This window comes from Hypericibacter terrae (genome assembly GCF_008728855.1).
Taxonomy (GTDB): Bacteria; Pseudomonadota; Alphaproteobacteria; order Dongiales; family Dongiaceae; genus Hypericibacter; species Hypericibacter terrae.
In genome coordinates, this window is sequence record NZ_CP042906.1 from 2,524,782 (window position 1) to 2,548,781 (window position 24,000).

Consider the following 24,000-nt stretch of genomic DNA (forward strand, 5'->3'; position numbering starts at 1 on the left):
GAAGGCCGAAAGGTCTTCCCGCCCTTGCTTTTCGGGGACCCGGGAGGGGCGGCGAGGGCCAAATGGGCCTGCCGTCTTCCGGCGTCTTCTGGCAGCATCCTTACCCCCGGTTAGCAATCCTTCGTTAGGATCCTTGTCCCTCAGCGCCCCGGAAGGTGCCTCGCATGCAGCCTGACGATTGGAGCCATGGCTACATCACCGACCAGCTCTATACCGACGGATTCTATCGGGAGCTGTCGCCGGCCTGGATGAACTATGTGGCCGCGCTCAATGGCTGCCATCCGCGGCCGATCGACGGGGCCTTCACCTATCTCGAGTTGGGCTGCGGGCTGGGGCAGAGCACCAATGTGCTGGCGGCCTGTTTTCCCAAGGCGCAGTTTTACGGCGTCGACTTCAATCCAGCCCATATCGACCATGCGCGGATCTTCGCCCGCGATGCCGGCATCGCCAACGCGACCTTCCTCGAGAAGGGCTTCGACGAGCTGGCGGAAGGCGATGTCCCGCCCTGCGACTTCATCGGCCTGCACGGCATCCTGTCCTGGGTCTCGCCCGAGGTGCAGCGCGCGATCCGCGGCGCGCTGAAGCGCTTCCTGAAGCCGGGCGGGCTCGCCTATCTCAGCTACAACGCCATGCCGGGCTGGGCCTCGTCGGCGCCCAACCAGAAGCTGTTCTACGAGTTTTCGCAGGAGCTGTCCGGCCCGGTGACGGACCGCATGACGCGGTCCCTGGCCCAGGCCAAATCCCTGGTCGAGCTGAAGTCGGCCTATCATCTCCAGAACGAAGCTGCCGTGCGGCATCTGGATACGCTGGGCGACAAGGCGCCCGCCTATCTGGTGCATGAATATCTCAACGGCGCCTGGCACTGCTTCTATTCCTCCGACATCGCCGACGCCATGGCGGAGGCCAAGCTCACTTATTGCGGTGCCGCCACGCTGATCGAGAATCACACGGACCTGGTGGTGGGGGACGCCGCGGCCAAGATGCTGCGCGAGCAGCCGACCGACCGGCTGCGCCAGCTGCTGCTGGATTTCCTGATGGCGCAGCGTTTCCGCCGCGACGTGTTCGTGCGCGGCCATGCCCGCCTCAACGGAACGGCAATCCTGCAGACCATGCGGGGGCTGCATCTGGCGCCGGCGCGCGCCCTCACGGATGCCGACGTCACCGCGAAGCTGCCGCGCGGCGAGATCAGCTTCGACAAAGGTACCTATCCGGTCGTGCGCCGCATCCTCATGGAAGGATCCCTGCCGGTCGGGGACCTGGTCGCCCGCATCCGCACGGAAGCGAAACTCGCCGGCGAGATCGACCGCACCCTCCATGTCATGGCGGCCTGCGGCCATCTGATGCCGGCGGCGCAGCCCTTCCTGCCGGCGGCGATGCCGGCCCATCCCTCGCGCTACAACATCCCGTCGCCGGTCAATCGGGCCCTGCTCGCCAAGGCGGTGGAGACCAAGACGCGTCGATATCTTGCCAGCGCGGTACTGGGCAATGGCGTCGCGATAGAGCCCGCGGAGGCGATCGCGCTCGATGTCTTCGCCAATGCCGGGCAAGGCAAGGTCCTGCCGCGCGAGAAGCTCGAGGATGCGATCCGGGAGCAGTTCACCGCCCGCAATCTCCGGCCGAAGGCGGTTCAAGGCTCCGCCGAAACGCCGGAAGAGGGGATGCGACGCATCGCCAAGGAGCATGCGGCCCATCTGATCGACGATATCCTGCCGCAACTGGTGCGCACCGGAATCGCCACTTGCCATTGACGCCCGCCGCGGGCTAGGCCTGCGCCGTCCTCGCCAGCAGGCGTTCGATGCCGAGCCCGGTCAGGGGCGCGCTGGGGGCGGCTCCCGTCGCCAGCTCGGCGATGACCCAGCCCGCCGCGGGCCCGAGCTGGAACCCATGGCCGCAGAAGCCGAAGGCGTGGAACAGCCCGGCATGCCGGCTGCTGGGCCCGATTACCGGCGAGCCGTCGCCCAGATAGCCGTCGACGCCGGTCCAGCTGCGGATGATGGCGAGCGGCTTCAGGCCCGGGACGATCGAGAGCGCGATGCGGGCGGCATCGATGTTGGCGGCGGCCGTCGGGCGGCTGGTCAGGAAGTCGGGGCCGGCGGGCCGGTCGACCGAGCCGAAGATGACGTTGCCGCGTGGGATCTGGCGCAGATAGAGCGCGCCGCCCACGACCCCCAGCACCGGCACGATGCCATAGGGGGCCGGCTCGGTGACGAGCACCTGCGGGATCATCGGCGCCAGCTCGACCGGTTCGCCCAGCTGCGCCGCCAATTGTCCCGCCCAGGCCCCGGCGGCGTTCACCAGGATGCCGGCCCGGGCGGTGCGCCCATCGGCGAGAGTGACCCGGAAGCCGTCGCCCGTGGCCTCGACGGTGCGGATCTCGGCCTGCTCCTCGACCCGGGCGCCGGCCACGCGGGCCGCCAGTGCGAAGGCAGGCCCGACCAGGCGCGGATTGGCGTGGCCGTCGCTGGCGCAGAGCGACCCTCCGACCACCTGCGGGCCGACCCAGGGAAAGCGTGCCACCAGGGCATTGCGGCCCATGAGCTCGAGCGGAAGCCCCAGCGCACCCGCATCCGCGCGATAGCGCTCCAGCACCGCCATGTCGGCCTCGCTGCGGGCGAGCCGCAGATGGCCGCCGAACATGCGCTCGCCGTCGATGCCGACATGCTCGGGCAGGTCGGCCCAGATGCGCCGCGCCAGATGCGAGAGCGGAATCTCGCGCAGGTCGCGGCCTTGCTGGCGCACCCCGCCGAAATTGACGCCGCTCGCCCGCATGCCCACCCGGTCGCGCTCGAACAGAACGACCTGGAGCCCGCGCTTGCGCAGATAGAGCGCGGCCGAGCCGCCGACGATGCCGCCGCCGATGACGATCGCATCGGCCTGGAGGGGCGTGCCGGTCACGGCGCCGGCTCCGCTTCGGCGAGCGGCTCGAGCGGGAGGGGCTTCACCGGCGGCTGGGCCCGGAAGCGCCCGACCGCCTCGACCGGCTTGCCGAGTGCGGCCGCCAGGATCTCCGCCGCCGCCGGTCCGCAGACGCGGCCCTGGCAACGGCCCATGCCGACGCGGCAATAGGCCTTGGCGCGATTGAGCTCGGTGGCGTCGATCCGGGCCGTGGCGCGCAGCTCGCCGGCTGTGACGTTCTCGCAGCGGCAGAGGACGGCATTGTTGGGCAAGGCGGCGGCGAGGGCGTGGGGGTAGGGAAAGGCGGTCTCGAGCGCCGCGCGGGCGGCCCGGAATCCGGCCAGACGCCGGCGCAGGAGCGCCTGCCGGTTGCGATCGATCGCGGTACCGCGGTCGGCCAGCAGCGCCAAGGCTGCGAGCTCGCCTGCAGTTTCCGCGGCATCGGCGCCCGCGATCCCGGCGCCGTCGCCGGCGAGATAGACATGCTTCGGACCGGCGGCGCGGCCGTCCGCATCGCGCTCCGGGAGCCATTGGCGATTGAGCGGATCGAAGCCGAGCCGGCAGCCCGCCAGCTCCGCCAGCTGGATCTCGGAACGCAGTCCCCAGCCCAGGGCCAGCGCGTCGCAGCCGATGGAATCGCTGCCCGCGGGCGTATCGAAGCCGATATTGGAAATGCGATCCTGGCCCATGATCTCGATCGGCCGCACGTCATGGACGATCCGGATACGCCGCGCCTTGAGCCAGGCCAGGTACCAGAGGCCCTTGGCGAAGAGCCCGGGGGCGCGAAGGAGGCCAGGCGCGGCATGGCGCTTGGCAGCCCAGGGGGCGGTGTCGAGCACCGCCGCCACCTCGCCGCCGGCCTTGGCGTATTGATAGGCCACCAGATAGAGCAGGGGGCCGCTGCCGAGGAACACGACGCGCCGGCCGATCGCGCATCCCTGATATTTGAGCGCGACCTGGGCGCCGCCCAGACTGTAGACGCCGGGCTTGGTCCAGCCGGGAACGGGAATGATGCGGTCGGTGGCGCCAGTCGCCAGGATCAGCGATTCCCAATCCAGGCTGAAGCGATGCCGATCGGCATAGCGATAGCCTTGAAGACGGCCGGGCTCGATTTCCCAGACCAGCGTCTCGGGCCGGTGATCGAAGGCGTCCGAGTTACGATCGAAATCGCGATGGAGGCGCCGCGCCTTCGCTGCCTCGAAGCCGTAAAGCGCCTGGGCGCTGCGGCAAAACTCGCCTTCCAGCGGCGGGCGGCGATAGATCTGGCCGCCATTGCGCGGGGCCTCATCCAGGATCGTCGGCTTGAGCCCGTAGCGCGCCAATGTCAGGGCGGCACGCGTACCGGCGGGGCCGGCGCCGACGATGACCATGCGACCCGCGGTCATGATTTTTCCATGCGATCGCGACGAGACCGCAAGCCCCCTCCCCCTACCCCCTCCCGCAGGGGGAGGGGGCGGGGAATTTTTTTTCTCCGCCTCCTTAGCTTCACCCGAGAAGCACGCGAGATTGATATTTGTAGATCGCGCCCCCTCCCCCTGCGGGAGGGGGTAGGGGGAGGGGTGCCGATGCGAGCTTGCCGCAAGGGAATCATTTGTTGGCTATAGGAGAAGGGGCCGTGGTCTCGCTCGCGGGCACCAGCGGCGCAGGCGTCGTGCGGACCACCAGGCCTGCGCTGATCAAGGTCGAGCAGGCGCGGACGCGCCGGCCGTCGCCCAGGGTGACCCAGCAATCCTGGCAGGCGCCCATCAGGCAGAAGCCGGCCCGCGGGCCGTCGCCGAACTCCGACTGACGGAGATGGCCGCGCCGGGTCAGGATCGCCGTCATCACCGTGTCGCCGGCCAGCGCCGTCGCCGGCTCACCATCGAGCTCATAGACCAGTTGCGCCCGGCCGGTCTCGGCGAGGCGGAGGAACTGGCTTTCGCTCATGGCAAGCGCGGCTCCAGATGGGAGGGCACATGGCCGCTCAGGCGCGGGTCGTCGATGAATTCGGTGCGCTGCCCGATCGGATGGAAGCCGGCCTTCTGGTAGAGCGGCAGGGCGCTCGGATGATCGAGCGTGCAGGTCTCGATCAGGACCCGGGTCGGGTTGCTCTGCCAGGCCGTGTCGATGGCGAAGATCAGCAGATAGGGGCCCAGTCCCTTGCCGATATGCTCCGCCATCAGGCCCAGATGGTTGATGGTGACCTCGCCCTCATGCCGGCGGTCGATCTCGACATAGCCGGCGGGACAGCCGTCGATATAGAGCACATAGATCTCGATGCGCGGATCATGGATGATTCCCGCGATCTCCGCATCGCTGAGGTAGCGGCGGTAATACCAGAACCAGGGATCGCCGACGCCGGCATAGAGATAGCGGAAGAAGCGCACCGGCATCTTCTCGGCGCGCAGGATCGCGATCTTGCCTTCGGGCGTCGGCATCGGCTGGCGTGCGGGGCGCTGGGTCATCTCGAGCAGGTTGACGACGACCTCGATCTTCTCCGCTTTTTCGCGATCCTCGGGGCCGAGCCAGCGCGCCATCACCGTGCGCGGGCTCACCTCATAGCCGAGCCTCTCATAGAATGCCTGCACGTCGGGGTTGGTCTCGCGGATCATGAGCTGGATCTTGCGCAATCCCCGCATCGCGGCCCAGCCCTCGGCGTGATTCACCAGGGCGCGTCCGATCTTCCGATGGCGCCGGTCCGGGCGCACCGCCAGACGATAGATCCAGGCGCGATGCCCGTCATGGCCGATCATGATCGAGCCCAGCAGCAGCTCGCCCTCGAAGGCCAGGAACAACTCGCCATGCTTGCTGGCGCGCAGGATCGGGATGTCGAGGGCCGGATCGTTGGGCGCGTGGTCGAGCCCGCAATCCTTCCAGAGGGCGACGACGGCGCCGAAGTCCTCGTCGCGATAGACGCGGATATGCATGGTGTTGACGCGCCTCTCCTTATTTTGTCATCGCCGGACTTGATCCGGCGATCCAGTCTTTGCCCCGAGCGAGGCGTCGGCGTTCAGCGCGTCCCTGCTCCCCTGGATCGCCGGATCAAGTCCGGCGATGACAGAAGGGAAGCGGGAGAGGGGATCGCTCTTTCCTTTAAGGCTCCACCGGCGTATCGCCCGGCAGGCCCCACTCGCTCCAGGAGCCGTCATAGACCGCGACATTCTCGTCGCCGACCAGATGCAGCGCGAAGGCCAGCACGCAGGCCGTGATGCCGGAGCCGCAGCTGCAGATGACGGGCTTGCCGAGATCGACGCCCGCCTGCTGGAAGCGTGTGCGGATGCGATCGGCCGGCAGGAACGTCTTGTTCGCGGGATCGAGCAGGTCGGTATAGGGAACGTTGAAGCTGCCGGGGATGTGGCCGGAGCGCCGGCCGGGCCAGGGTTCGGGCTCCGCGCCCTGGAAGCGCGTGGCGCTGCGCGCATCGACCAGCTGCTCGCGCTTGCTGGCGATATTGGCGCGAACCTGCTCCTTGTCGCGGACCAGAAAATTGTTGAAGCGCGCGGTCAGATGCCGTTCGCGCGGGTGGGGCAGGGCGTCGTCGACGGGTCGGCCCTCGGCGATCCATTTCGGCAGGCCGCCGTCCAGGATCGCGACATCGCGATGACCGAAGGCGCGGAAGGTCCACCAGACGCGGGCGGCGCTCATCATACCATGGGCGTCATAGATCACGATCTTGTTGCCGTCGCCCAATCCCAGCTTGCGCATGCGCGAGGAGAACTTCTCGGGCGAGGGCAGCATATGAGGCAGCGGGACCGAGGTGTCGGCGATCTCGTCGATATCGAAGAAGACGGCGCCGGGGATATGGCGCGCCTCATACTCGGCACGCGCGTTCTTGCCCTGCACGGGAAGGTAATAGGTCGCGTCGACCACGCGGATGTCGGGCGAGGCGAGACGCTCGGCGAGCCAGGCGGTGCTGACGAGACTGTCCGGATTGGCGTAAGCGGTAACGGTCATGGGCGATATCTCATTGTCCTCTCTCCCGCTGCCCTTCTGTCATCGCCGGACTTGATCCGGCGATCCAGGGGGCCGGGGACGCGCTGAACACCAATGCCTCGCTCGACGCAAAGACTGGATCGCCGGATCAAGTCCGGCGATGACAAAACAAGGGGGGCGCTCATGCGGTCCTGTCCGCGAAGGCCAGGTTGATGCGGCGGTTCTGCTTGCCCTTGTTCTCGATCTTGCCGACCAGGATGGGTCCGATCTCGCCGGTGCGCGCGATATGCGTTCCGCCGCAGGGCTGGAGGTCCACGCCTTCGATCTCGAGCAGACGCACCTTGCCATGGCCGCTGGGCGGCTTGACCGACATGGTGCGGACCAGCTCCGGCTTGGCGGCGAGCTCCTCGTCGGTGATCCAGCGCGGCCGGACCGGATGGTCCTCGGCGATCAGCTTGTTGAGCGCCGTCTCGATCGCGGCGCGGTCCGGCGCTTCGGGCAGATTGAAATCGAGCCGTCCCTTGCCGTCGCCGATCGAGCCCCCGGTCACGTCGCCGATCACGACGGCGCAGAGCAAATGCAGGCAGGTATGCATGCGCATGAGACGGTGGCGGCGGTCCCAATCGATGACGGCCTCGACCTCGCTGCCGACCTCGGGCAGCGCGCTGCCCGGCGCCAGCTTGTGCAGGACCTCGTCGGACGCGGCACCCTTGACGGCATCGACGACCGCGATCTCGCTGCCGCCGGCAAGCCGCAGGCGGCCGGTGTCGCCCGGCTGGCCGCCGCCCATCGGGTAGAACACGGTGCGGTCCAGCAGCACGCCATTGGCATCGGCGGCCAGAACCTTCGCCTTGCAGCTCCGGATATAGGCATCGTCGCGGAAGACGAGCTGGGTCATGGTTGACGCTGTCCTCTGTCATGCCCGGGCTTGACCCGGGCATCCAGTCTTGGCGGCCCTGGATCGCCGGATCAAGTCCGTCGATGACAGGGAGTGGGCGTTCCGTCCCTCGATCGCCTCAGATGAGCCAATCGGGCGTCGGCAGGTTCTTGGAGCGCAGGAAATCGGGGTTGAACAGCTTGCTCAGATAGCGCGTGCCGGAATCGCACAGCACCGTCACGATGGTATGGCCGGGTCCCATCTCCCGGGCGAGGCGGATGGCGCCGGCGACATTGATGCCGCTGGACCCGCCGAGGCAGAGGCCTTCTTCCTTCAGCAGATCGAACACGACCGGCAGCGCTTCCTCGTCCGGGATCTGATAGGGCGCATCGATCGTGATGTCCTTCAGATTTTCGGTGACGCGACCCTGGCCGATGCCTTCGGTGATCGAGCTGCCCTCGGCCTTGAGCTCGCCATGCTTGTAGTAGTGATAGAGAGCTGCGCCCAGCGGGTCGGCGAGGCCGATCTTGATCCTGGGATTGCGCTCCTTGAGCGCCATGGCGACCCCCGCGAGCGTGCCGCCGGTCCCGACCGCGCAGATGAAACCGTCCACCTTGCCGTCCGTCTGGCGCCAGATCTCTGGTCCCGTGGTGCGGTAATGGCCCAGGCGGTTGGCGGTGTTGTCGAACTGGTTGGCCCAGATGGCGCCGTTCGGCTCGCTCGCCGCCATCTCCTTCGCCAGCCGGCCCGAGACATGGACGTAGTTCTCCGGGTTCTTGTAGGGCACGGCCGGGACCTCGCGCAGGTCGGCGCCGGCCAGCCGCAGCATGTCCTTCTTTTCCTGCGACTGCGTGTCGGGGATCACGATCACGGTGCGATAGCCCAGTGCATTGCCGACCAGCGCCAGCCCGATGCCGGTATTGCCGGCCGTGCCTTCGACGATGACGCCGCCGGGGCGCAGCTGGCCGCGCCCGACCGCGTCCAGCACGATCGCCAGTGCGGCGCGATCCTTGACCGATCCGCCCGGATTGAGGAACTCGGCCTTGCCCAGGATTTCGCAGCCGGTGAGCGCGGAGGCCTTGCGCAGACGGATCAGCGGCGTGTTTCCGACCGCATCGATGAAATCGCGTCGAATATCCATGAATTTCAAAGGGTTGTTTGAGGATTCGCACCGGTCCGCCAGCGCGCTCCGGCGAGACTAGCGAACCCCATGGGGCGGGATCAAGCCGCGTGGGGCTGGGGGTGGATTTGTAGAGTGCCGGATTTCAAAGAAAAATCTCACCCCCTTCCCTTGCGGTAGGGGGAGGGGTGCCACTTCGGGATGCATCGAGTCCTTGGCACCCCCCTTCCTAGCCTTCCCCCGCCCGCCGGCTTCGCCGGCAGCATTCTTCAAGAATCGCGGGCAAAGCCCGCCTGGGGGGAAGGGATGGTCATTCAGGTCGGAGAGTCGCCTTCCTCACCCGCCGGCCTTCACCTGTTCGAACATGGCGATGTATTTCTGGCGAACATCGTTATCCATCTCGGCGAAGAAGATGCCGGTCTTGAACAGATCCTCGGGCTGGCGGATGCCGAGTCCTTCGAGGGTCGCCTGGTCGACCAGCTCGAAGCTCTTCTTGTTCGAGTGGCCATAGCCGAAATTCTCGATCAGATATTTCCCGACGCGCGGTTCCAGCATCGCATTGACGAGATCGTAGGCCGCGTTCACGTCGCCCGGTCCGTTCTTGCATTTCACCAGGCCGCAGAACCAGGTGAAGATGCCTTCCTTCGGTTTCATATATTCGACCGGCACGCCGGCCTTCTTGAGCCGCACCACGGCGTCGTTCCAGCAATAGGCGGCGACCAGCTCTCCCGAGGTGATGCCCTGCTCGACGGTGGTCTGGTCGGTCCACCAGAAGCGCAGCAGGTCGCGCTGCTTCTCCAGCAGCGCCTTCGACTGCTTGAACTCGTCGTCGGTCATGTTGAACGGATCTTTGGCGTGGGCGACCAGGCCGGCGACCAGCACCGCACCGTCGACCGAGTCATACTGGGCGAGACGCCCCTTGTATTTCTCGTCGAACAGGATCTCCCAGCTGTGGTTGTTGTTGTATTCGGTGGCGACGTCGGTGCGGTAGACGACCGAGGCGTTGCCCCATTCCCAGGGGATGTACCAGGTGCCGGCCCCGTACTTGCTTCCGGCATCCGTGGTGACGCCGTCGGCATTTTTGAGCTCGTCCCAGATATCGGCCCAGGCCGGGATGCGCGACATGTCGAAGGGCTCGATCAGGCCGGCATCGCGCCAGCGGCCGAGCGTGACCTTGCAAGGGTGAGCGAGATCAGCGCGGAAGCCGGCGCGCGCCTTGGTCAGCGCCTCTTCGTCTTCGCCGAACACGACCATGTTGGGCGAGCTGCCATGTTTCTCGATATAGCCCGGGTGGAATTCGGGAATGTTGTAGCCGTTCCAGGTGAAATAGGTGAGCTCGTCGCCGGCGCGCGCGGGGCGCGGCAGCAGGGGCGAGGTGACCGCCGCCAGGCCTGCGAGGCCGAGGGCCTTGGTGATATCGCGCCGCGACGCCTTGCCCTGGGCAATCCGGTCGAAAAGCTTGAGGCGCTCCATGATGCAGTCTCCCTTGCCAGGATTATTTTCCGGGGACCGATCCGGGTCCCGGGCGCGCGATGCGCCGATCGCCGGCCTGATTTCCGGCATGTCGAGCCCGCGATTATTGGCGCAAGGGTGGGGGCCAGCAACTACCCCGTAGGGGTATGATCCGCCATCTGGGGGCGAGTGCGGCAACCACTCACGGGCGCCGGAATGAGGTCAGGCCGTGGCCTTCCAGCTTGCGCGCAGCTTGTCGCGGTACAAGAGCAGCCACTGCACGGCAATGATGGAAAGGGAGTTGCCGATCCGCCCGTCGTCGATCATGCCGGCGAGTTCGGACACTGGAACCACCAGAACCTTGATGTCCTCGCCTTCCTCGGGGAGGCCATGGACCCCGCCGGCATCGCTGCTGTCGACCCGGCCGGCAAAAAGCGCCACCGACTCCGTGATGGCGCCGGGGCTGACCACGTAGCGGCAGATGGGCACGAGGTCGTGGATATCGAGGTCGGCCTCCTCCCGGGCCTCGCGGCGGGCGACCTGCTCGGGCGTTTCCCCCTCGTCGATGATCCCGGCGACGGCTTCGACCTGCCAGGAGCGCATGCCGGCGAGACAGGCGCCGACACGGAACTGCTCGATCATCACCACGCAATCCCGGACGGGATCGTAGGGCAGCACGCCGGTCACATGGCCGCGATCATAGACCTCGCGGTCGATCGGACCGCTCATCCCCCCGTTATGAAGGCGGTGGCGCAGGCGATAGCGGTCGATCCGGCCATAGCCACGATAAGCGGGCTGGCGCTCGAGAATCTCGACGTCGTCTTGGTTCATGGAGAAGAGCCGATCATGAAGGGCGATGTGAAAGGGGGATGACCGACGCTAGCAAAGCCGGGTCGCGGCGGCCAGGAACGGTATTTTTCTCATAACGGGACGCTGGCCGGTCGGTGGATTTGCGGCGGAGAAGGCTCGGAATCAGTCAGGGTCTCTGAATGGCTGTTTAACCTGGACTTATGCGTGAATTCCTTTGGACATGACCCGGGAAGGGTGGTTTGCTTACTGGCAAATAATGAGTTCCGGCGCGTCCTTGCAAAGCGGGGATTGAACGTCGGCGTTATGGTGGTGCACGCCATTCTCGGGGAGGGAGACGACCATGTCCGACGACCTTAAGAAGATTCATCCCTATCTGCCGACATTGCTGACGCAACTCCGCAAGGGCAAGGTCGACCGGCGCGAATTCCTGCGCACCTCGACCCTTCTGGGTTTGTCGGCGACGGCCGCCTATGGGCTCGCCGGCTGCGACGAGAAGAAGGAGGAGCAGGCATCGAGCGAGAGCACGACGGCAGCGACGACCACGACCACCCAGACCGCGGCGGCGCCCGCCGAGAACGTCGTCCGGGTGGGTATGCGCGTCCCGGCCCTCGACAATCCGGCGACCTTCTCCTGGGTCTACGACTCCAACGTCGTGCGTCAGAGCAACGACTATCTGACCCGCACCGGCTACGACAACGTCACCCGGCCCTGGCTCCTGGAGAAATGGGAAGCCTCCGCCGATCTCAAGACCTGGACCCTGATCCTGAAGAAGGGGATCAAATGGTCGAACGGCGATGAGCTCAAGGCCGACGATGTCATCTGGAATTTGAAGCGCTGGCTCGACGAGAGCGTGGGGTCTTCGGTCGTGGGCCTGATGAAGGGCTATATGCTGGTCGAGTACGATACCGGCCAGAAGGACGACGCCGGCAATGCCAAGATGGGCACCAAGCTCTGGGAAGACAACGCGATCGAGAAGGTGGACGACTACACCATCCGCCTGAACTGCAAGGAAGCGCAGCTGGCGGTTCCGGAGCATCTGTTCCACTACCCGGCCCTGATCCTGCATCCGAGCGAGAACGGCAAGTGGGGTGTGAACTCGATCGGCACCGGCGCCTACAACTGCACGGAGCTCGAGGTCGGCAAGAAGGCGGTGATGAAGCGCCGCGACGGCTATTGGGGCAACAAGGCCGCCGTCGAGACCATCGAGTTCATCGATCTGGGCGACGATCCGGCGGCGTCGGTGAGCGCGCTCGCCTCCAAGCAGATCCATGGCCTCTACGAAGCGTCGACCTCGCAATATGCGGCGCTGCAGAAGATGGACCATATCAATCTCTATACGGTCTCGACCGGCCAGACCGCCGTGGCGCGCATGCAGCCGATCCACGATACCTGGAAGGATGCGAAGGTGCGCAAGGCGATGCGGCTCGCCATCGACACCGAGAAGGTGCTGCAGGTGGCCCATCTCGGCCTGGGCTCCGCCGGCGAGCATCATCATGTGTGCCCGATCCATCCGGAATACGCCAAGCTCGAGTTCATGAAGCAGGACATCGACGGCGCGAAGAAGCTGCTGGCCGACGCCGGCATGCCGAACGGCTTCGAAACCGAGATCTTCTGCAAGAAGGACCCGGACTGGGAACCCCAGGCGGTTCAGGCGATGGCCGAGATGTGGAAGCAGATCGGCGTCAATGTGAAGATCAATGTGCTGCCGTCGTCGCAGTATTGGGAGATCTGGAACAAGGAGACGGCGCCCTTCGCCTTCACCACCTGGACGCATCGTCCCCTGGGCGTGATGGTGCTGGGACTGGCCTATCGTTCGGGCGTTCCCTGGAACGAATCCTTCTATTCCAATCCGGACTTCGACGCGACGCTGACCAAGGCCGAGGGCATCCTCGATGTCGAGGAGCGCCGCAAGGTGATGGCGGATCTGGAGAAGATCATGCAGGAGGACGGCCCGATCGTTCAGCCGCTCTGGCGTGCGGTCTTCACCGGCTTCGACAAGCGGGTGAAGGGCTTCCAGATCCATCCGACCTACTATCTCTTCGCCGAAGAGTGGTCGTTGACGGCCTGAGGCGGCCGATAGGGAGCGGGGTGGTGGTCATGCCACCCCGCGATCTCCCCAATCTTCCAGCGTGACGCTTCGGCAACGGGAGAGGTACGCCGAGGGTGGTCGCCTTTTTTGCAAAACGGCTGGGTTATCTGGTCCTGACCATGCTGGTGGTGTCCTTCGCCATCTACATGATCAGCGAATTCACGCCGGGCGACGTGGCGCGCAAGGTGCTGGGGCCGTTCGCCACCCAGCACCAGGTCGAGCTGCTGACCGAGCAGATGGGCCTGAACCGCCCCGTCTTCATCCGCTATTTCGAGTGGGTCGGCCAGATCCTCACCGGCGATCTGGGCTATTCGACGGTCTATAAGACCGAGGTCAACAACATCATCTGGAACCGGCTGGCCCATACGCTGGTGCTCGCCGGCATCGCCTTCGCCGTGATCGTGCCTGCCTCGATCCTGCTGGGCGTTACGGCGGGCATGCGCGAGAGTTCGCGCCTCGACCGCTCGATCTCGCTCTTCAGCATCGTCACCACCTCGGTCCCGGAGTTCGCCTCGGGCGTGTTCCTGACCTCGATTTTCGCGATCTGGATCGGAATCCTTCCCGGCACCTCGACGCTCGACAAAGGCGGCGGCTGGTCGATCGCCTCGCAGCTCGTGCTGCCGGTGGCGGTGATGGTGTTCTACGATCTGGGTTATGTCGTGCGCATGGTGCGCGCCTCGATGATCGAGGTGATGACCCGGCCCTATATCCGCACCGCCGTGCTCAAGGGCATGAAGTTCCGCGACGTGATCATGAAGCATGCCCTGCGCAACGCCATGATCGCGCCCTTCACGGTCATCCTGCTGCAGATCAACTATCTCGTGACCGGCGTCGTGGTGGTCGAGGCGGTCTTCGCCTATCCGGGCTTCGGCCGGATGATGCTCGAGGCGGCGCTGTCGCAAGACATCGCCGTCATCGAGGCAGGGGCCCTGTTCTCCGTGCTGGTCGCGGTCGTGACGCAGATCGTCGGCGATTTCGGCTATATGCTCCTCAACCCGCGCATCCGGTTCAGCTGACCATGGTCGCACGAACCAACGAGACGCGAACGCGAAAGGCCGGCTCCGGGTTGCCGGTCTGGGTGCGGCGCATCGCGCTGCTCCGGGAATCGCCGGTCGGCATGATCGGTGCAGGCCTGGTGGGCTTCTGGGTCCTCATGGCGCTGTTCGCGCCCTGGCTGGCGCCCTATCCGCCCAACGCCAACGACTTCGCCGCCCAGGGCAAATGGCTGCCCTCGGCGGCCCATTGGCTCGGCACCGACAACCAGGCGCGCGACATCCTCTCGCGCGTGATCTGGGGCTCCCGGACGGTCCTGACCGTGGCGCCGGTCGCCGTCGCCAGCGCCTATCTCGTCGGCTGTGTCATGGGGCTGCTGGCAGGCTATTATCGCGGCTGGGTCGACGGGCTGGTCAGCCGCTTCTCCGACATCATCCTCTCCTTCCCGGTGATCATCCTCTACATGATCATCATCGCGAATTTCGGCCCCTCGGCTCTCAATATCATCATCGCGGTCACCTTCACGGCGGCGCCGCAGATCACGCGTATCGTCCGCGGCCTCACGCTCGAGCTGCGGGAACGCGATTACGTGGCGGCCGCCAAGATGCGCGGGGAGGGCGCCTGGTACATCATGCTGGTCGAAATCCTGCCCAATGCGCGCGGGCCGCTGATCGTCGATGCCTGCCTGCGCATGGGCTACACCACCATCGCCATCGGCGTGCTGGGATTCCTCGGCCTCGGCCTGCCGCCGCCCGATCCGGACTGGGGCGGCATGGTCCGCGAGACTTATGTCTGGATGTCGACCTATCCGCATATGGCGATCATCCCCTGCCTGGCGATCTCGTCGCTGGTGGTGGGGTTCAACATGCTCTCCGACGGCATCCGCGAAATCGGCTTGCGGGATTGAGGGGAGAGGCGATGAACGTAAGGAGATCGGAGCTCGATCACCGTTGTCCCCTCTCCCGCTTGCGGGAGACGGCCAGGGAGAGGGCTGATGGACCGAGCAGCCCCCTCCCCAACCCTCCCCCCAAGGCGGGGGAGGGGAAGAGCATGGTGCCATGACCCAACCCCGCCCGCCGGTCCTGGAGCTGCAGAACGCGTCGATCTCCTATTTCACGCGCGCGGGCGAAATCAATGTCGTGCCGGACATCAGCTTCCGCCTGGCGCAGGGCGAGGCGCTGGGGCTGGTCGGCGAATCCGGCTGCGGGAAATCCACCGTCGCCTTCGCCATCATGCGCTATCTGGGCGGCGCCGGCCGGCTCACGCGCGGAAAGATTCTCTTCGAAGGCCGCGATATGGGCCGCATGAGCGATGCGGAGCTGCGTTCGATCCGCGGCAGCAAGATGGCGATGGTCTATCAGGACCCGATGAGCAGCCTGAACCCGGTCATGCCGGTCGGGCGCCAGCTGATGGAGGTCCCGATGATCCATCAGAATGCCGGCGAGGCGGAGGCGCGAACCCGGGCGCTGGCGATGCTGGGGGAGGTCAATCTCCCCGATCCGCAGTCGGTGTTCGAGCGCTATCCGCATCAGCTTTCCGGCGGCCAGCAACAGCGCGTTGTGATCGCCATGGCACTGATGTCGGAGCCCTCGCTGCTGGTCATGGACGAGCCGACCACAGGTTTGGACGTGACGGTCGAGGCGGCGGTGCTCGATCTCGTCGCGCGGCTGCGGGCCAGGCATAACTCGGCTATCGTCTTCATCAGCCACAATCTCGGCACGGTGGTGCGGATCTGCGATCGCATCGGCGTCATGTATGCGGGCGAGCTCGCCGAGGAGGGCGCCATCGGCGCGGTCTTCCGCAACCCGCGCCATCCCTATACGCGCGGACTGCTGGATTGCATCCCGGTGCTGGGATCGGACAAGCGCTCGGCGCCCCTGCTGCCGATCCCGGGCCAGGTGCCGCCGGCGCTCGACCGGCCCAAGGGTTGCGTCTTCGCGCCCCGCTGCTCCTATGCCGAGGCGGGCCGCTGCACCACCGCCCGCATTCCAACCCTCGAAGTGGCGGGCGAGCCCGGCCACCGCGTGCAATGCGTGCGCGAGGCGGAGCTTCCGCCCTATCGCCGGCCGGTGGCCCAGGCCCACACGTCCGCCGCCGTCAAGGCGCCGGCCGAGATGCTGCAGATCACGGGCCTGAAGAAGACCTATCGGCAGTCGGGCGGCCTGTTCGACAAGAGCGGCGGCTATGACGTCAAGGCGCTGAACGATGTATCGATGTCCGCGCCCAAGGGTACAACGCTGGCCATCGTCGGCGAATCCGGCTGCGGTAAATCCACCCTGGCGAAGGTCCTCACAGGCCTGGAGCGTGCGACGGGGGGCCGGGTGCGCGTGGCCGGCGTGGAGCTGGCGGACAAACCGGTCGAGAGCCGATCGATCGACGTCAAGCGCTCGCTGCAGATGGTATTCCAGAATCCCGACAGCACGCTCAACCCCAGCCATTCGATCGGCTATGCGATCGAGCGCTCCCTGCGCCGGCTGAAGCGCCTGGCTGGCAGCCAGATGCGCGGCGAGGCGCGGCGGCTGATGGAGGTCGTCAAGCTGCCGGCCGACTTCGTTCAGCGCAAGCCCAGGCAGCTCTCAGGGGGTCAAAAGCAGCGTGTCGCCATCGCCCGGGCCCTCGCCGGCGACCCGGACCTGATGGTGGCCGACGAGCCCGTGTCGGCGCTCGACGTCTCGGTCCAGGCCGCCATCATCAACCTCCTGATCGAGATCCAGAAAACGCGCGACGCCACCCTGGTCTTCATCTCGCACGATCTGTCGGTGGTGCGTTACCTGGCCGATCAGGTTGCGGTCATGTATCTCGGAAAGATCGTCGAATTCGGGAGCGTCGAGGACGTGTTCTCGCCGCCCTATCACCCCTATACCGAGGCCCTGCTCTCGGCGGTGCCGGTGCCCGATCCGGATATCAAGCAGACCCGCGTGATTCTCGAAGGCAGTATTCCCTCGGCCACCGATCTGCCCGCCGGCTGCCCCTTCGCTACGCGCTGCCCGCGAAAAGTGGGTGCGATCTGCGACGACAGCCCGCCGCCCGAGCAGACGACCGCCTCGGGACACCGGATCGCTTGCCATATTCCGTTGGCCGACCTGGTGAAGGTCGGCCCGGTCGTGCGCCGAGTGGCGGAGTAGGGATTCCGCTTTCTGCAGCCTTGTCGGTTTCCGGTGCCACGGGTAAGACTGCTCCCGCCTGGTTAGAGGGGGAGAGCTCCATGGCGCGCGATCCGCGTTACGACATTCTGTTCGAGCCGATCAAGATCGGTCCGGTCACGGCCAAGAACCGATTCTACCAGGTGCCGCATTGCAACGGCATGGGCCATCCCAACCCGCGCGCGGTCGCCGGCATGCGCGGCATGAAGGCGGAGGGCGGCTGGGCGGTGATTTGCACCGAGGAATGCGAGATCCATCCGACCAGCGATATATCGCCCTACAAGGAAGCGCGGCTCTGGGACGATCACGACATTCCAGCCCTCGCGATGATGTGCGAGGCCGTCCATGAACATGGCGCGCTCGCGGGATGCGAGCTGACCCATCACGGCCCCTCATGCGCCAATCATTACAGCCGTGAGATGCCGATCGGGCCCTCGCATCAGCCGATCAACGGTTACGACCCGATGCAGGCGCGGGCCATGGACCGCGAGGACATCCGCAATTACCGGCGCTGGCATCGCGAAGCGGCGGTCCGCGCCGAGCGCGCCGGGTTCGACGTGATCTATGTCTATGCCGGCCACGATATTGCGATGCCGATGCATTTCCTGCAGCGCCGGCGCAACAACCGGACCGACGAATATGGCGGCAGCCTGCAGAACCGCGTGCGGCTGTTCCGCGAACTGATCGAGGAGACCAAGGACGCCGTCGGCCACCGTTGCGCCGTGGTCGTGCGCTATGCGACCGACGAGCTGATCGGGCCGGAAGGGCTGACGCTCGAGGAGTCCCAGGACATCGTCGGCATGCTGGCCGAGTTGCCGGACCTCTGGGATGTCAATGTCAGTTCCTGGTACAACGATTCCACCACCTCGCGCTTCAAGCCCGAGGGCAACCAGGAGCCCTTCATCGCCTTCGTCAAGAAGATGACGAGCAAGCCGGTGGTGGGCGTCGGACGTTTCACCTCGCCCGACACGATGGTCTCGCAGATCCGCCGCGGCGTGCTCGACATGATCGGCGCCGCGCGTCCCTCGATCGCCGATCCCTTCCTGCCGAAGAAGATCGAGGAGGGGCGGCCCGACGACATCCGGGAATGCATCGGCTGCAACATCTGCGTCTCGGGCGACTTCACCATGAGCCATTTCCGCTGCACCCAGAACCCGACCATGGGCGAGGAATGGCGCAAGGGCTGGCATCCGGAGATCGTGCCGGCGCGCAAATCCGAGGACGAGGTGCTGGTGGTCGGGGCGGGGCCCGCCGGCCTCGAATGCGCCCGCACGCTGGGCCAGCGCGGCTATCGGGTGCATCTGGCGGAAGCCTCCGACGAGCTGGGGGGACGCGTCGCCCGCGAAGCGAAGCTGCCCAGCCTGTCGGAATGGGGACGGGTGCGCGATTACCGGACTTATCAGCTGGGCAAACTCGCCAATGTCGAGATCTATCGCGGCAGCAGGCTCGATCCGGCGCATATCCTCGAGATGGGGGCAAGCCGGGTCGTCCTCGCCACGGGTGCCGAGTGGCGGCGCGACGGGGTGGGCCGCATGCATGGTTTCGCGGTGCCGGGATTCCAGGGCATCAACGTCTTCACGCCCGACGACATCATGGCGGGCAAGGCGGTCCAGGGACCGGTCATCGTCTATGACGACGACCATTACTATATGGGCGGCGTCATCGCGGAGAAGCTGCGGCGTCAGGGGCATGACGTCGCCATCGTGACGCCAGCCGACCTGGTCTCGAGCTGGACCCAGAAGACGCTCGAGTCCACGCATATCCAGCGCCGCCTCCTGGAGCTCGGGATCGAACTGCTGGTGAAGCAGGATGTCGTCGCGTTCAAGGGCGATCATGTGGATCTCGCCTGCGTCTTCACCGGCCGCGTGACGCAACGCGCCTGCGCCAGCCTCGTGACCGTGACCGCGCGGCTACCGAACGATGCGCTTCACCAGAAACTGATGGCGAACCCCGGCGCACTGCTCGAGGCAGGCATCAAGTCGGTGACGGTGATCGGGGACGCGCTGGCGCCGGGCACGATCGCGGCCGCGGTCTATCAAGGGCACCGCTTTGGCCGTGAGCTCGACGAGCCGGCCATGGGCGAGGTGGCCTTCAAGCGCGAGATCCCGAATTTGGCCGTTTGATCGGGTTAAAACGGAACTGACTCGCGGGAAAGCGCTTATTCCTATTTGAACACGGGGCCCGGCGGGACCGGCGCTTGCCAAGGGCGGGTGGCAGGGGCAATCTCGGTTCGACACGCCCGTCCTTCGCCGCTTTCCGGCAGGGGGCGCGGCATCAGGGAGCAATTGCCATGCGGTGGCGCGACGGTCGGCGCAGCGACAATATCGAGGATCAGCGCGGCCAGGGCATGCCCGGCGGCGGCAGTGGCGGCTTCGGTTTCCCGGGTGGCGGTGGTGGCGGCGGCTTACGGCGCGCCGGCCTCGGGGGCTTCGGCCTCGTGGTCGTGGTCGTGGTGGCCTTGTTCTTCGGCGTCGATCCCTCGCAGATCCTGCAGCAGATCACCGAGCCCGGCGGCTACACGCAGGACGCCTCGTCGACCTCCTCGACCGGCACGCCCAGCACCGCGGATGCCGACCTGCGCGACTTCGTCTCGGTCGTGCTCGCCGACACCGAGGACACCTGGACCGAGCAGTTCAAGCAGATGAACCTGACCTATCGCGATCCGAAGCTCGTGCTGTTCAATGGCGGGGTGCAGTCCGCCTGCGGCTTCGCGGAGACCGCGACCGGGCCGTTCTACTGTCCGGGCGACCAGAAGGTTTATCTCGATCTCGACTTCTTCCAGGAGCTCAGCGACCGCTTCAAGGCGCCCGGCGATTTCGCCCAGGCCTATGTCATCGCCCATGAGGTCGGTCATCACGTGCAGACCCTTTTGGGCATCATGGACAAGGTGGATACGCTGCGCGGCAAGCTCAACAAGGCCGACGCCAATGGTCTTTCCGTCATGGTCGAGCTGCAGGCCGATTGCTTCGCCGGCGTCTGGGCCAATCACGCGAACCAGGAGCGCCAGATTCTCGAAGCCGGCGATGCCGATGAGGGGCTGGCCGCCGCCGCGGCCGTGGGCGACGATCGCCTGCAGCGGGAAGGGCAGGGCTATGTCGTTCCCGAGACCTTCACGCACGGCACCTCCGCACAGCGCACGCGCTGGTTCAAACAGGGCCTTCAATCCGGCCTGATCAAGGACTGCGATACCTTCAGCGCCAAGCAGCTCTAGCCCGGCGCCTTCGGCGTCGGGGCGACGAACGGCCGCAGCGGCCGGCGCCTGTTGCATCCGTGCTGCATTTGGACGGTTCCGCGCGCATCGCTCGCGGCGCCGCTTGTTATCGCCTTTCCTCATCTTAATTTACCGGGATGTTGCAACGCACCATGTGGTGATTTGCGGGCGAGAAGCGCTTGTGGCGCCTCCGCCAAGGCTACCGGTGCCGTGAGGCGGGAATCGCGTCGCGATGCCGTCTGGGGGTTTGCCTATTTCAGTGGCGAAGGCGCGGTTGTCGGTTTCGCCATTGGACCGTTTTGGGAACCCCGCCGATGGGAATTGTCCGCTTCGCGCTGAAATTTCCCCACACCTTCTATGTGCTGGCGGGGCTGATGCTGTTCCTCGGCGTCAGCGCGATCCTGGTGACGCCGAAAGACATCTTTCCCGCCATCAATATCCCCGTGGTCACCGTGATCTGGCAGTTCACGGGCTTGACCCCGGAGGAAATGGAGCAGCGCGTCACCACCTACAGCGAATACTCGATCAGCACGAATGTCAGCGACATCCGTAACATGGAGAGCCAAACGCTTTCGGGAATTTCCGTTACGAAGATCTTTTTTCAGCCCAACGTCAATGTCGATCTCGCCATCAGCCAGATCGTCTCGGCCACCAATGCCATCCGTTCGCTGATGCCCCCGGGCATCCAGCCGCCCATCATCGTCCAATACAGCGCTTCCTCCGTGCCGGTGCTGCAGCTCAGCCTCAGCTCCGACACCTTGAACGAACAGCAGCTCTACGATTACGGCATCTACCAGATCCGCCAGGCCTTGGCGCCGATCCCCGGCATCACCCTGCCCACGCCCTATGGCGGCAAATACCGGCAGATCATGGTGGATCTCGATCCGGACGCGTTGCGCGCCCGCGGCCTCACGCCGAACGACGTGCTGAATGCGGTGAATGCCCAGAGCCTGACGCTCCCCTCTGGCGACGCCAAGCTCGGCGATCAGCAGATGATCGTGCGGATCAACGCGATGCCCCAGACCGTCGAGGCGCTCAACCATATTCCGATCAAGCAGGTCGGTCCCACGACGGTCTATCTCTCGGATGTGGCGCATGTGCGCGACGGCTGGGCTGTGCAGCAGAATATCGTGCATTCCGGCGGGAAACGGTCGGTGCTGCTCACGATCATCAAGAATGGCGACGCCTCGACATTGGACGTGGTGAACCGGGTGAAGGCAGCGATGCCTGCCATTCGGAAAGCAGCACCTCCCGGCATGCAAATCGACCTGCTGTTCGACCAGTCGGTGTTCGTGACGCAAGCCATCTCCAGCGTCCTGCGCGAGGGCTCCATCGCCGCCGGTCTCACGGCGGCCATGATCCTGCTCTTCCTCGGCTCCTGGCGGTCGACCCTGGTGGTGATGGTCTCCATCCCCCTCTCGATCCTGACCTCGCTGGCGGTGATGTCCGCGCTGGGCGAGACCATCAACATCATGACCCTGGGCGGCTTGGCGCTCGCCATCGGTATCCTGGTGGACGATTCGACGGTCACCATCGAGAACACCCACCGGCTGCTGGAAAAGGGCGAACCGTTCGACAATGCCGTGTTGGAAGGGGCCGCCGGCATCGCGGTGCCAACGCTGATTTCGACGCTCGCCATCTGCTGCGTGTTCGTTTCGGTCTTTTTCCTGCAAGGGGCGGCCCGCTACCTGTTCACGCCCATGGCGATGGCGGTGGTCTTCGCGATGCTGGCCTCCTATGGCATCTCGCGCACGCTCACGCCCATCGTCATCCGCCTTCTGATCCGCAAAGAGCACGAGAATCACGGTGCGGCGCCAGGCTGGCTGGGCCGCTTTCATACCCGCTTCAATGCCGGTTTCGACCGGTTCCGGGACTATTACGACTGGTTGCTCACCGGCATCATGCGCCGGCGTGTGCTGACGCCTCTCGTCGCCTGCGCGATCGTGGGCGCCGCTGCGCTTCTGTCGCAGGACATCGGCGAGGACTTCTTCCCCCAGGTCGATGCCGGGTTGATCCAGCTCCATGTCCGGGCCCCGGCGCGCACGCGCATCGAGCGGACCGAGCAGATGTTCCAGGAGATCGAGGACAATATCCGCCAGCAGATTCCCGAGAAGGATCTGTCGTTCGTGCTGGACAATATCGGCCTGCCGCAGCGCGTCTATAACCTGGCCTTCACCGACGGCACCACGATCGGCGTCAACGACGGCCAGATCCTGCTGCAGTTGAAGGACGGCCACGCGCCGACCGCGGACTATGTCAAGAAGCTCCGGCAGGAGCTGCCGATCGCCTTTCCCGACGTGCAGTTCTACTTCCAGCCCGCCGACCTGGCGACCCAGGTTCTCAATTTCGGCGTTCCCTCGCAGATCGATGTGCAGGTGCAGGGTCGCGATCGGGCTGCCAACGAGGAAATTGCAAAGACGCTGCAGCAGCGCCTGGCCGCCATCCCGGGCGTGGTGGATGCGCATCTGCAGCAGGAGCTGGATGCGCCGGAACTGTTCTACACGATCGATCGGACGCGCGCGCAGGAGCTCGGGCTGAACGTCAATCAGATCGCCAGCAACCTGAACATCACCCTCAGCTCCTCCGAGCAGGTCTCGCCGAACTTCTGGACCGACCCGGCCACCGGCATCCCCTATTTCTTCGCCGTGCAGACGCCGGAATATAAGGTTGCCAGCAAGAACGATCTCGACAACACGCCGATTGCCGGCAACCTGGCCGGCGCCGCCGTGGTGCCGGATGTGTTCGGCAATGTGGCCAGCGCCCAGCGGGAGTCGGTGGAGTCCGTTTACAACCAGTCGAATATCCAGCCGGTTTATGACGTCTATGCCAGCCTGCAGGAGCGGGACCTCGGCAGCACCGCCAGCGCCATCCAGAAGGTCGCTCAGGAGATGCGGGGCAAGCTCGGCCCGGCCGACAGCATCGTGGTCCGCGGTCAGATCGAGAGCATGAATGGCGCCTTCGCGGACCTGACCATCGGCCTGTTGGTCGCGGCCGTGTTCGTCTATGCGCTGATGGTGGTGAACTATCAGAGCTTCATCGATCCGCTCGCGGTGATCCTGGCCCTTCCGGGGGCGGGCAGCGGCATCATCCTGATGCTGTTCGTCACGGGCACGACCTTCAGCGTGCCGTCGATGATGGGCGCCATCATGGCGGTCGGCGTCGCTTCTGCCAACTCGATCCTGCTCGTCACCTTCGCCCGGGAACAACGCGAAGCCGGCATGAGCGCGATGCAGGCGGCACTGTCCGCCGGGACCACTCGATTGCGGCCGGTGCTGATGACGGCCGCGGCGATGATCGTCGGCATGGTGCCGATGGCGATCGGCGGTCCGGGTGAGGAGCAAAACGCGGTTCTGGCCAGGGCCGTGATCGGCGGCGTGATCGTGGGAACCATGACCACGCTGCTCTTCGTCCCTTATCTCTATTCGGTCTTTGGGAAGTATGAGCGCCGGCGCCTGGATGTACCCCAAGCCCTGAGGCAATCGCATTGAGGAGTGCCCC

The 24,000-nt window shown here is 65.7% G+C and carries 17 protein-coding genes; 8 read left to right on the top strand and 9 right to left on the bottom strand.

Going from position 1 to position 24,000, the window contains the following annotated elements; translation table 11 throughout:
• The first annotated feature begins 164 nt into the window (after positions 1 to 164).
• The gene (locus FRZ44_RS11530; protein ID WP_151177326.1) at positions 165 to 1,748 is read left to right on the top strand and encodes a class I SAM-dependent methyltransferase; all 1,584 of its coding nucleotides are present in this window, start codon (positions 165 to 167) and stop codon (positions 1,746 to 1,748) included.
• Positions 1,749 to 1,761: 13 nt separating this feature from the next.
• On the opposite strand, the gene FRZ44_RS11535 is transcribed toward FRZ44_RS11530, so the two are convergent.
• From FRZ44_RS11535 to FRZ44_RS11575, 9 genes are all read right to left on the bottom strand, one after another.
• Entirely contained in the window at positions 1,762 to 2,895 is a 1,134-nt protein-coding gene (locus tag FRZ44_RS11535; protein ID WP_191908543.1) for an NAD(P)/FAD-dependent oxidoreductase, read from the bottom strand.
• Positions 2,892 to 4,280 (bottom strand): FAD/NAD(P)-dependent oxidoreductase, encoded by a 1,389-nt coding sequence (locus FRZ44_RS11540; protein ID WP_151177328.1) that lies wholly within the window; start codon positions 4,278 to 4,280, stop codon positions 2,892 to 2,894. Before FRZ44_RS11540 ends, FRZ44_RS11535 begins: the two co-directional genes overlap by 4 nt.
• 202 nt (positions 4,281 to 4,482) lie before the next feature.
• Positions 4,483 to 4,821, bottom strand: a complete 339-nt coding sequence (locus tag FRZ44_RS11545) for a (2Fe-2S)-binding protein (RefSeq protein ID WP_151177329.1) — start codon at positions 4,819 to 4,821, stop codon at positions 4,483 to 4,485.
• On the bottom strand, positions 4,818 to 5,801 hold the full coding sequence (locus tag FRZ44_RS27015; protein ID WP_191908544.1) for a GNAT family acetyltransferase: 984 nt from the start codon (positions 5,799 to 5,801) through the stop codon (positions 4,818 to 4,820). Before FRZ44_RS27015 ends, FRZ44_RS11545 begins: the two co-directional genes overlap by 4 nt.
• A 166-nt stretch (positions 5,802 to 5,967) precedes the next feature.
• Positions 5,968 to 6,828 (bottom strand): 3-mercaptopyruvate sulfurtransferase, encoded by an 861-nt coding sequence (sseA, locus tag FRZ44_RS11555; RefSeq protein ID WP_151177330.1) that lies wholly within the window; start codon positions 6,826 to 6,828, stop codon positions 5,968 to 5,970.
• 160 nt (positions 6,829 to 6,988) lie between these two features.
• Entirely contained in the window at positions 6,989 to 7,705 is a 717-nt protein-coding gene (locus FRZ44_RS11560) for an alanyl-tRNA editing protein (protein WP_151177331.1), read from the bottom strand.
• Positions 7,706 to 7,823: 118 nt separating this feature from the next.
• On the bottom strand, positions 7,824 to 8,825 hold the full coding sequence (locus FRZ44_RS11565) for a cysteine synthase A (RefSeq protein WP_151177332.1): 1,002 nt from the start codon (positions 8,823 to 8,825) through the stop codon (positions 7,824 to 7,826).
• 315 nt (positions 8,826 to 9,140) lie between these two features.
• Positions 9,141 to 10,277: an ABC transporter substrate-binding protein gene (locus tag FRZ44_RS11570; protein WP_191908545.1), complete on the bottom strand. Its 1,137-nt coding sequence runs from the start codon at positions 10,275 to 10,277 to the stop codon at positions 9,141 to 9,143.
• Between the two features lie 201 nt (positions 10,278 to 10,478).
• Positions 10,479 to 11,087 (bottom strand): NUDIX domain-containing protein, encoded by a 609-nt coding sequence (locus FRZ44_RS11575; RefSeq protein ID WP_151177334.1) that lies wholly within the window; start codon positions 11,085 to 11,087, stop codon positions 10,479 to 10,481.
• Positions 11,088 to 11,406: 319 nt separating this feature from the next.
• On the opposite strand from FRZ44_RS11575, the gene FRZ44_RS11580 reads away from it, so the two are divergent.
• From FRZ44_RS11580 to FRZ44_RS11610, 7 genes are all read left to right on the top strand, one after another.
• The gene (locus FRZ44_RS11580; protein WP_151177335.1) at positions 11,407 to 13,134 is read left to right on the top strand and encodes an ABC transporter substrate-binding protein; all 1,728 of its coding nucleotides are present in this window, start codon (positions 11,407 to 11,409) and stop codon (positions 13,132 to 13,134) included.
• A gap of 95 nt (positions 13,135 to 13,229) precedes the next feature.
• Positions 13,230 to 14,171 (top strand): ABC transporter permease, encoded by a 942-nt coding sequence (locus FRZ44_RS11585; RefSeq protein ID WP_225308653.1) that lies wholly within the window; start codon positions 13,230 to 13,232, stop codon positions 14,169 to 14,171.
• Positions 14,172 to 14,173: 2 nt separating this feature from the next.
• The gene (locus FRZ44_RS11590) at positions 14,174 to 15,055 is read left to right on the top strand and encodes an ABC transporter permease (protein ID WP_151177336.1); all 882 of its coding nucleotides are present in this window, start codon (positions 14,174 to 14,176) and stop codon (positions 15,053 to 15,055) included.
• 151 nt (positions 15,056 to 15,206) lie between these two features.
• Positions 15,207 to 17,273, top strand: coding sequence for a dipeptide ABC transporter ATP-binding protein (locus FRZ44_RS11595; protein ID WP_151177337.1), 2,067 nt, complete (start codon positions 15,207 to 15,209; stop codon positions 17,271 to 17,273).
• Between the two features lie 80 nt (positions 17,274 to 17,353).
• Complete coding sequence (locus FRZ44_RS11600; RefSeq protein WP_151177338.1) at positions 17,354 to 19,414, top strand: oxidoreductase; 2,061 nt, start codon at positions 17,354 to 17,356, stop codon at positions 19,412 to 19,414.
• A 167-nt stretch (positions 19,415 to 19,581) separates the two neighbouring features.
• Complete coding sequence (gene ypfJ, locus FRZ44_RS11605; RefSeq protein ID WP_151177339.1) at positions 19,582 to 20,502, top strand: KPN_02809 family neutral zinc metallopeptidase; 921 nt, start codon at positions 19,582 to 19,584, stop codon at positions 20,500 to 20,502.
• A gap of 314 nt (positions 20,503 to 20,816) precedes the next feature.
• Complete coding sequence (locus tag FRZ44_RS11610) at positions 20,817 to 23,990, top strand: efflux RND transporter permease subunit (protein WP_151177340.1); 3,174 nt, start codon at positions 20,817 to 20,819, stop codon at positions 23,988 to 23,990.
• Positions 23,991 to 24,000: the final 10 nt, after the last annotated feature.

Bases quoted from the DNA above. Each gene is read 5' to 3' on its own strand.
- FRZ44_RS11530 (WP_151177326.1), top strand. From the start codon at position 165: ATGCAGCCTGACGATTGGAGCCATGGCTACATCACCGACCAGCTCTAT.
- FRZ44_RS11540 (WP_151177328.1), bottom strand. From the start codon at position 4,280: ATGACCGCGGGTCGCATGGTCATCGTCGGCGCCGGCCCCGCCGGTACG.
- FRZ44_RS11545 (WP_151177329.1), bottom strand. From the start codon at position 4,821: ATGAGCGAAAGCCAGTTCCTCCGCCTCGCCGAGACCGGCCGGGCGCAA.
- FRZ44_RS27015 (WP_191908544.1), bottom strand. From the start codon at position 5,801: ATGCATATCCGCGTCTATCGCGACGAGGACTTCGGCGCCGTCGTCGCC.
- sseA (WP_151177330.1), bottom strand. From the start codon at position 6,828: ATGACCGTTACCGCTTACGCCAATCCGGACAGTCTCGTCAGCACCGCC.
- FRZ44_RS11560 (WP_151177331.1), bottom strand. From the start codon at position 7,705: ATGACCCAGCTCGTCTTCCGCGACGATGCCTATATCCGGAGCTGCAAG.
- FRZ44_RS11565 (WP_151177332.1), bottom strand. From the start codon at position 8,825: ATGGATATTCGACGCGATTTCATCGATGCGGTCGGAAACACGCCGCTG.
- FRZ44_RS11570 (WP_191908545.1), bottom strand. From the start codon at position 10,277: ATGGAGCGCCTCAAGCTTTTCGACCGGATTGCCCAGGGCAAGGCGTCG.
- FRZ44_RS11575 (WP_151177334.1), bottom strand. From the start codon at position 11,087: ATGAACCAAGACGACGTCGAGATTCTCGAGCGCCAGCCCGCTTATCGT.
- FRZ44_RS11580 (WP_151177335.1), top strand. From the start codon at position 11,407: ATGTCCGACGACCTTAAGAAGATTCATCCCTATCTGCCGACATTGCTG.
- FRZ44_RS11590 (WP_151177336.1), top strand. From the start codon at position 14,174: ATGGTCGCACGAACCAACGAGACGCGAACGCGAAAGGCCGGCTCCGGG.
- FRZ44_RS11595 (WP_151177337.1), top strand. From the start codon at position 15,207: ATGACCCAACCCCGCCCGCCGGTCCTGGAGCTGCAGAACGCGTCGATC.
- FRZ44_RS11600 (WP_151177338.1), top strand. From the start codon at position 17,354: ATGGCGCGCGATCCGCGTTACGACATTCTGTTCGAGCCGATCAAGATC.
- ypfJ (WP_151177339.1), top strand. From the start codon at position 19,582: ATGCGGTGGCGCGACGGTCGGCGCAGCGACAATATCGAGGATCAGCGC.
- FRZ44_RS11610 (WP_151177340.1), top strand. From the start codon at position 20,817: ATGGGAATTGTCCGCTTCGCGCTGAAATTTCCCCACACCTTCTATGTG.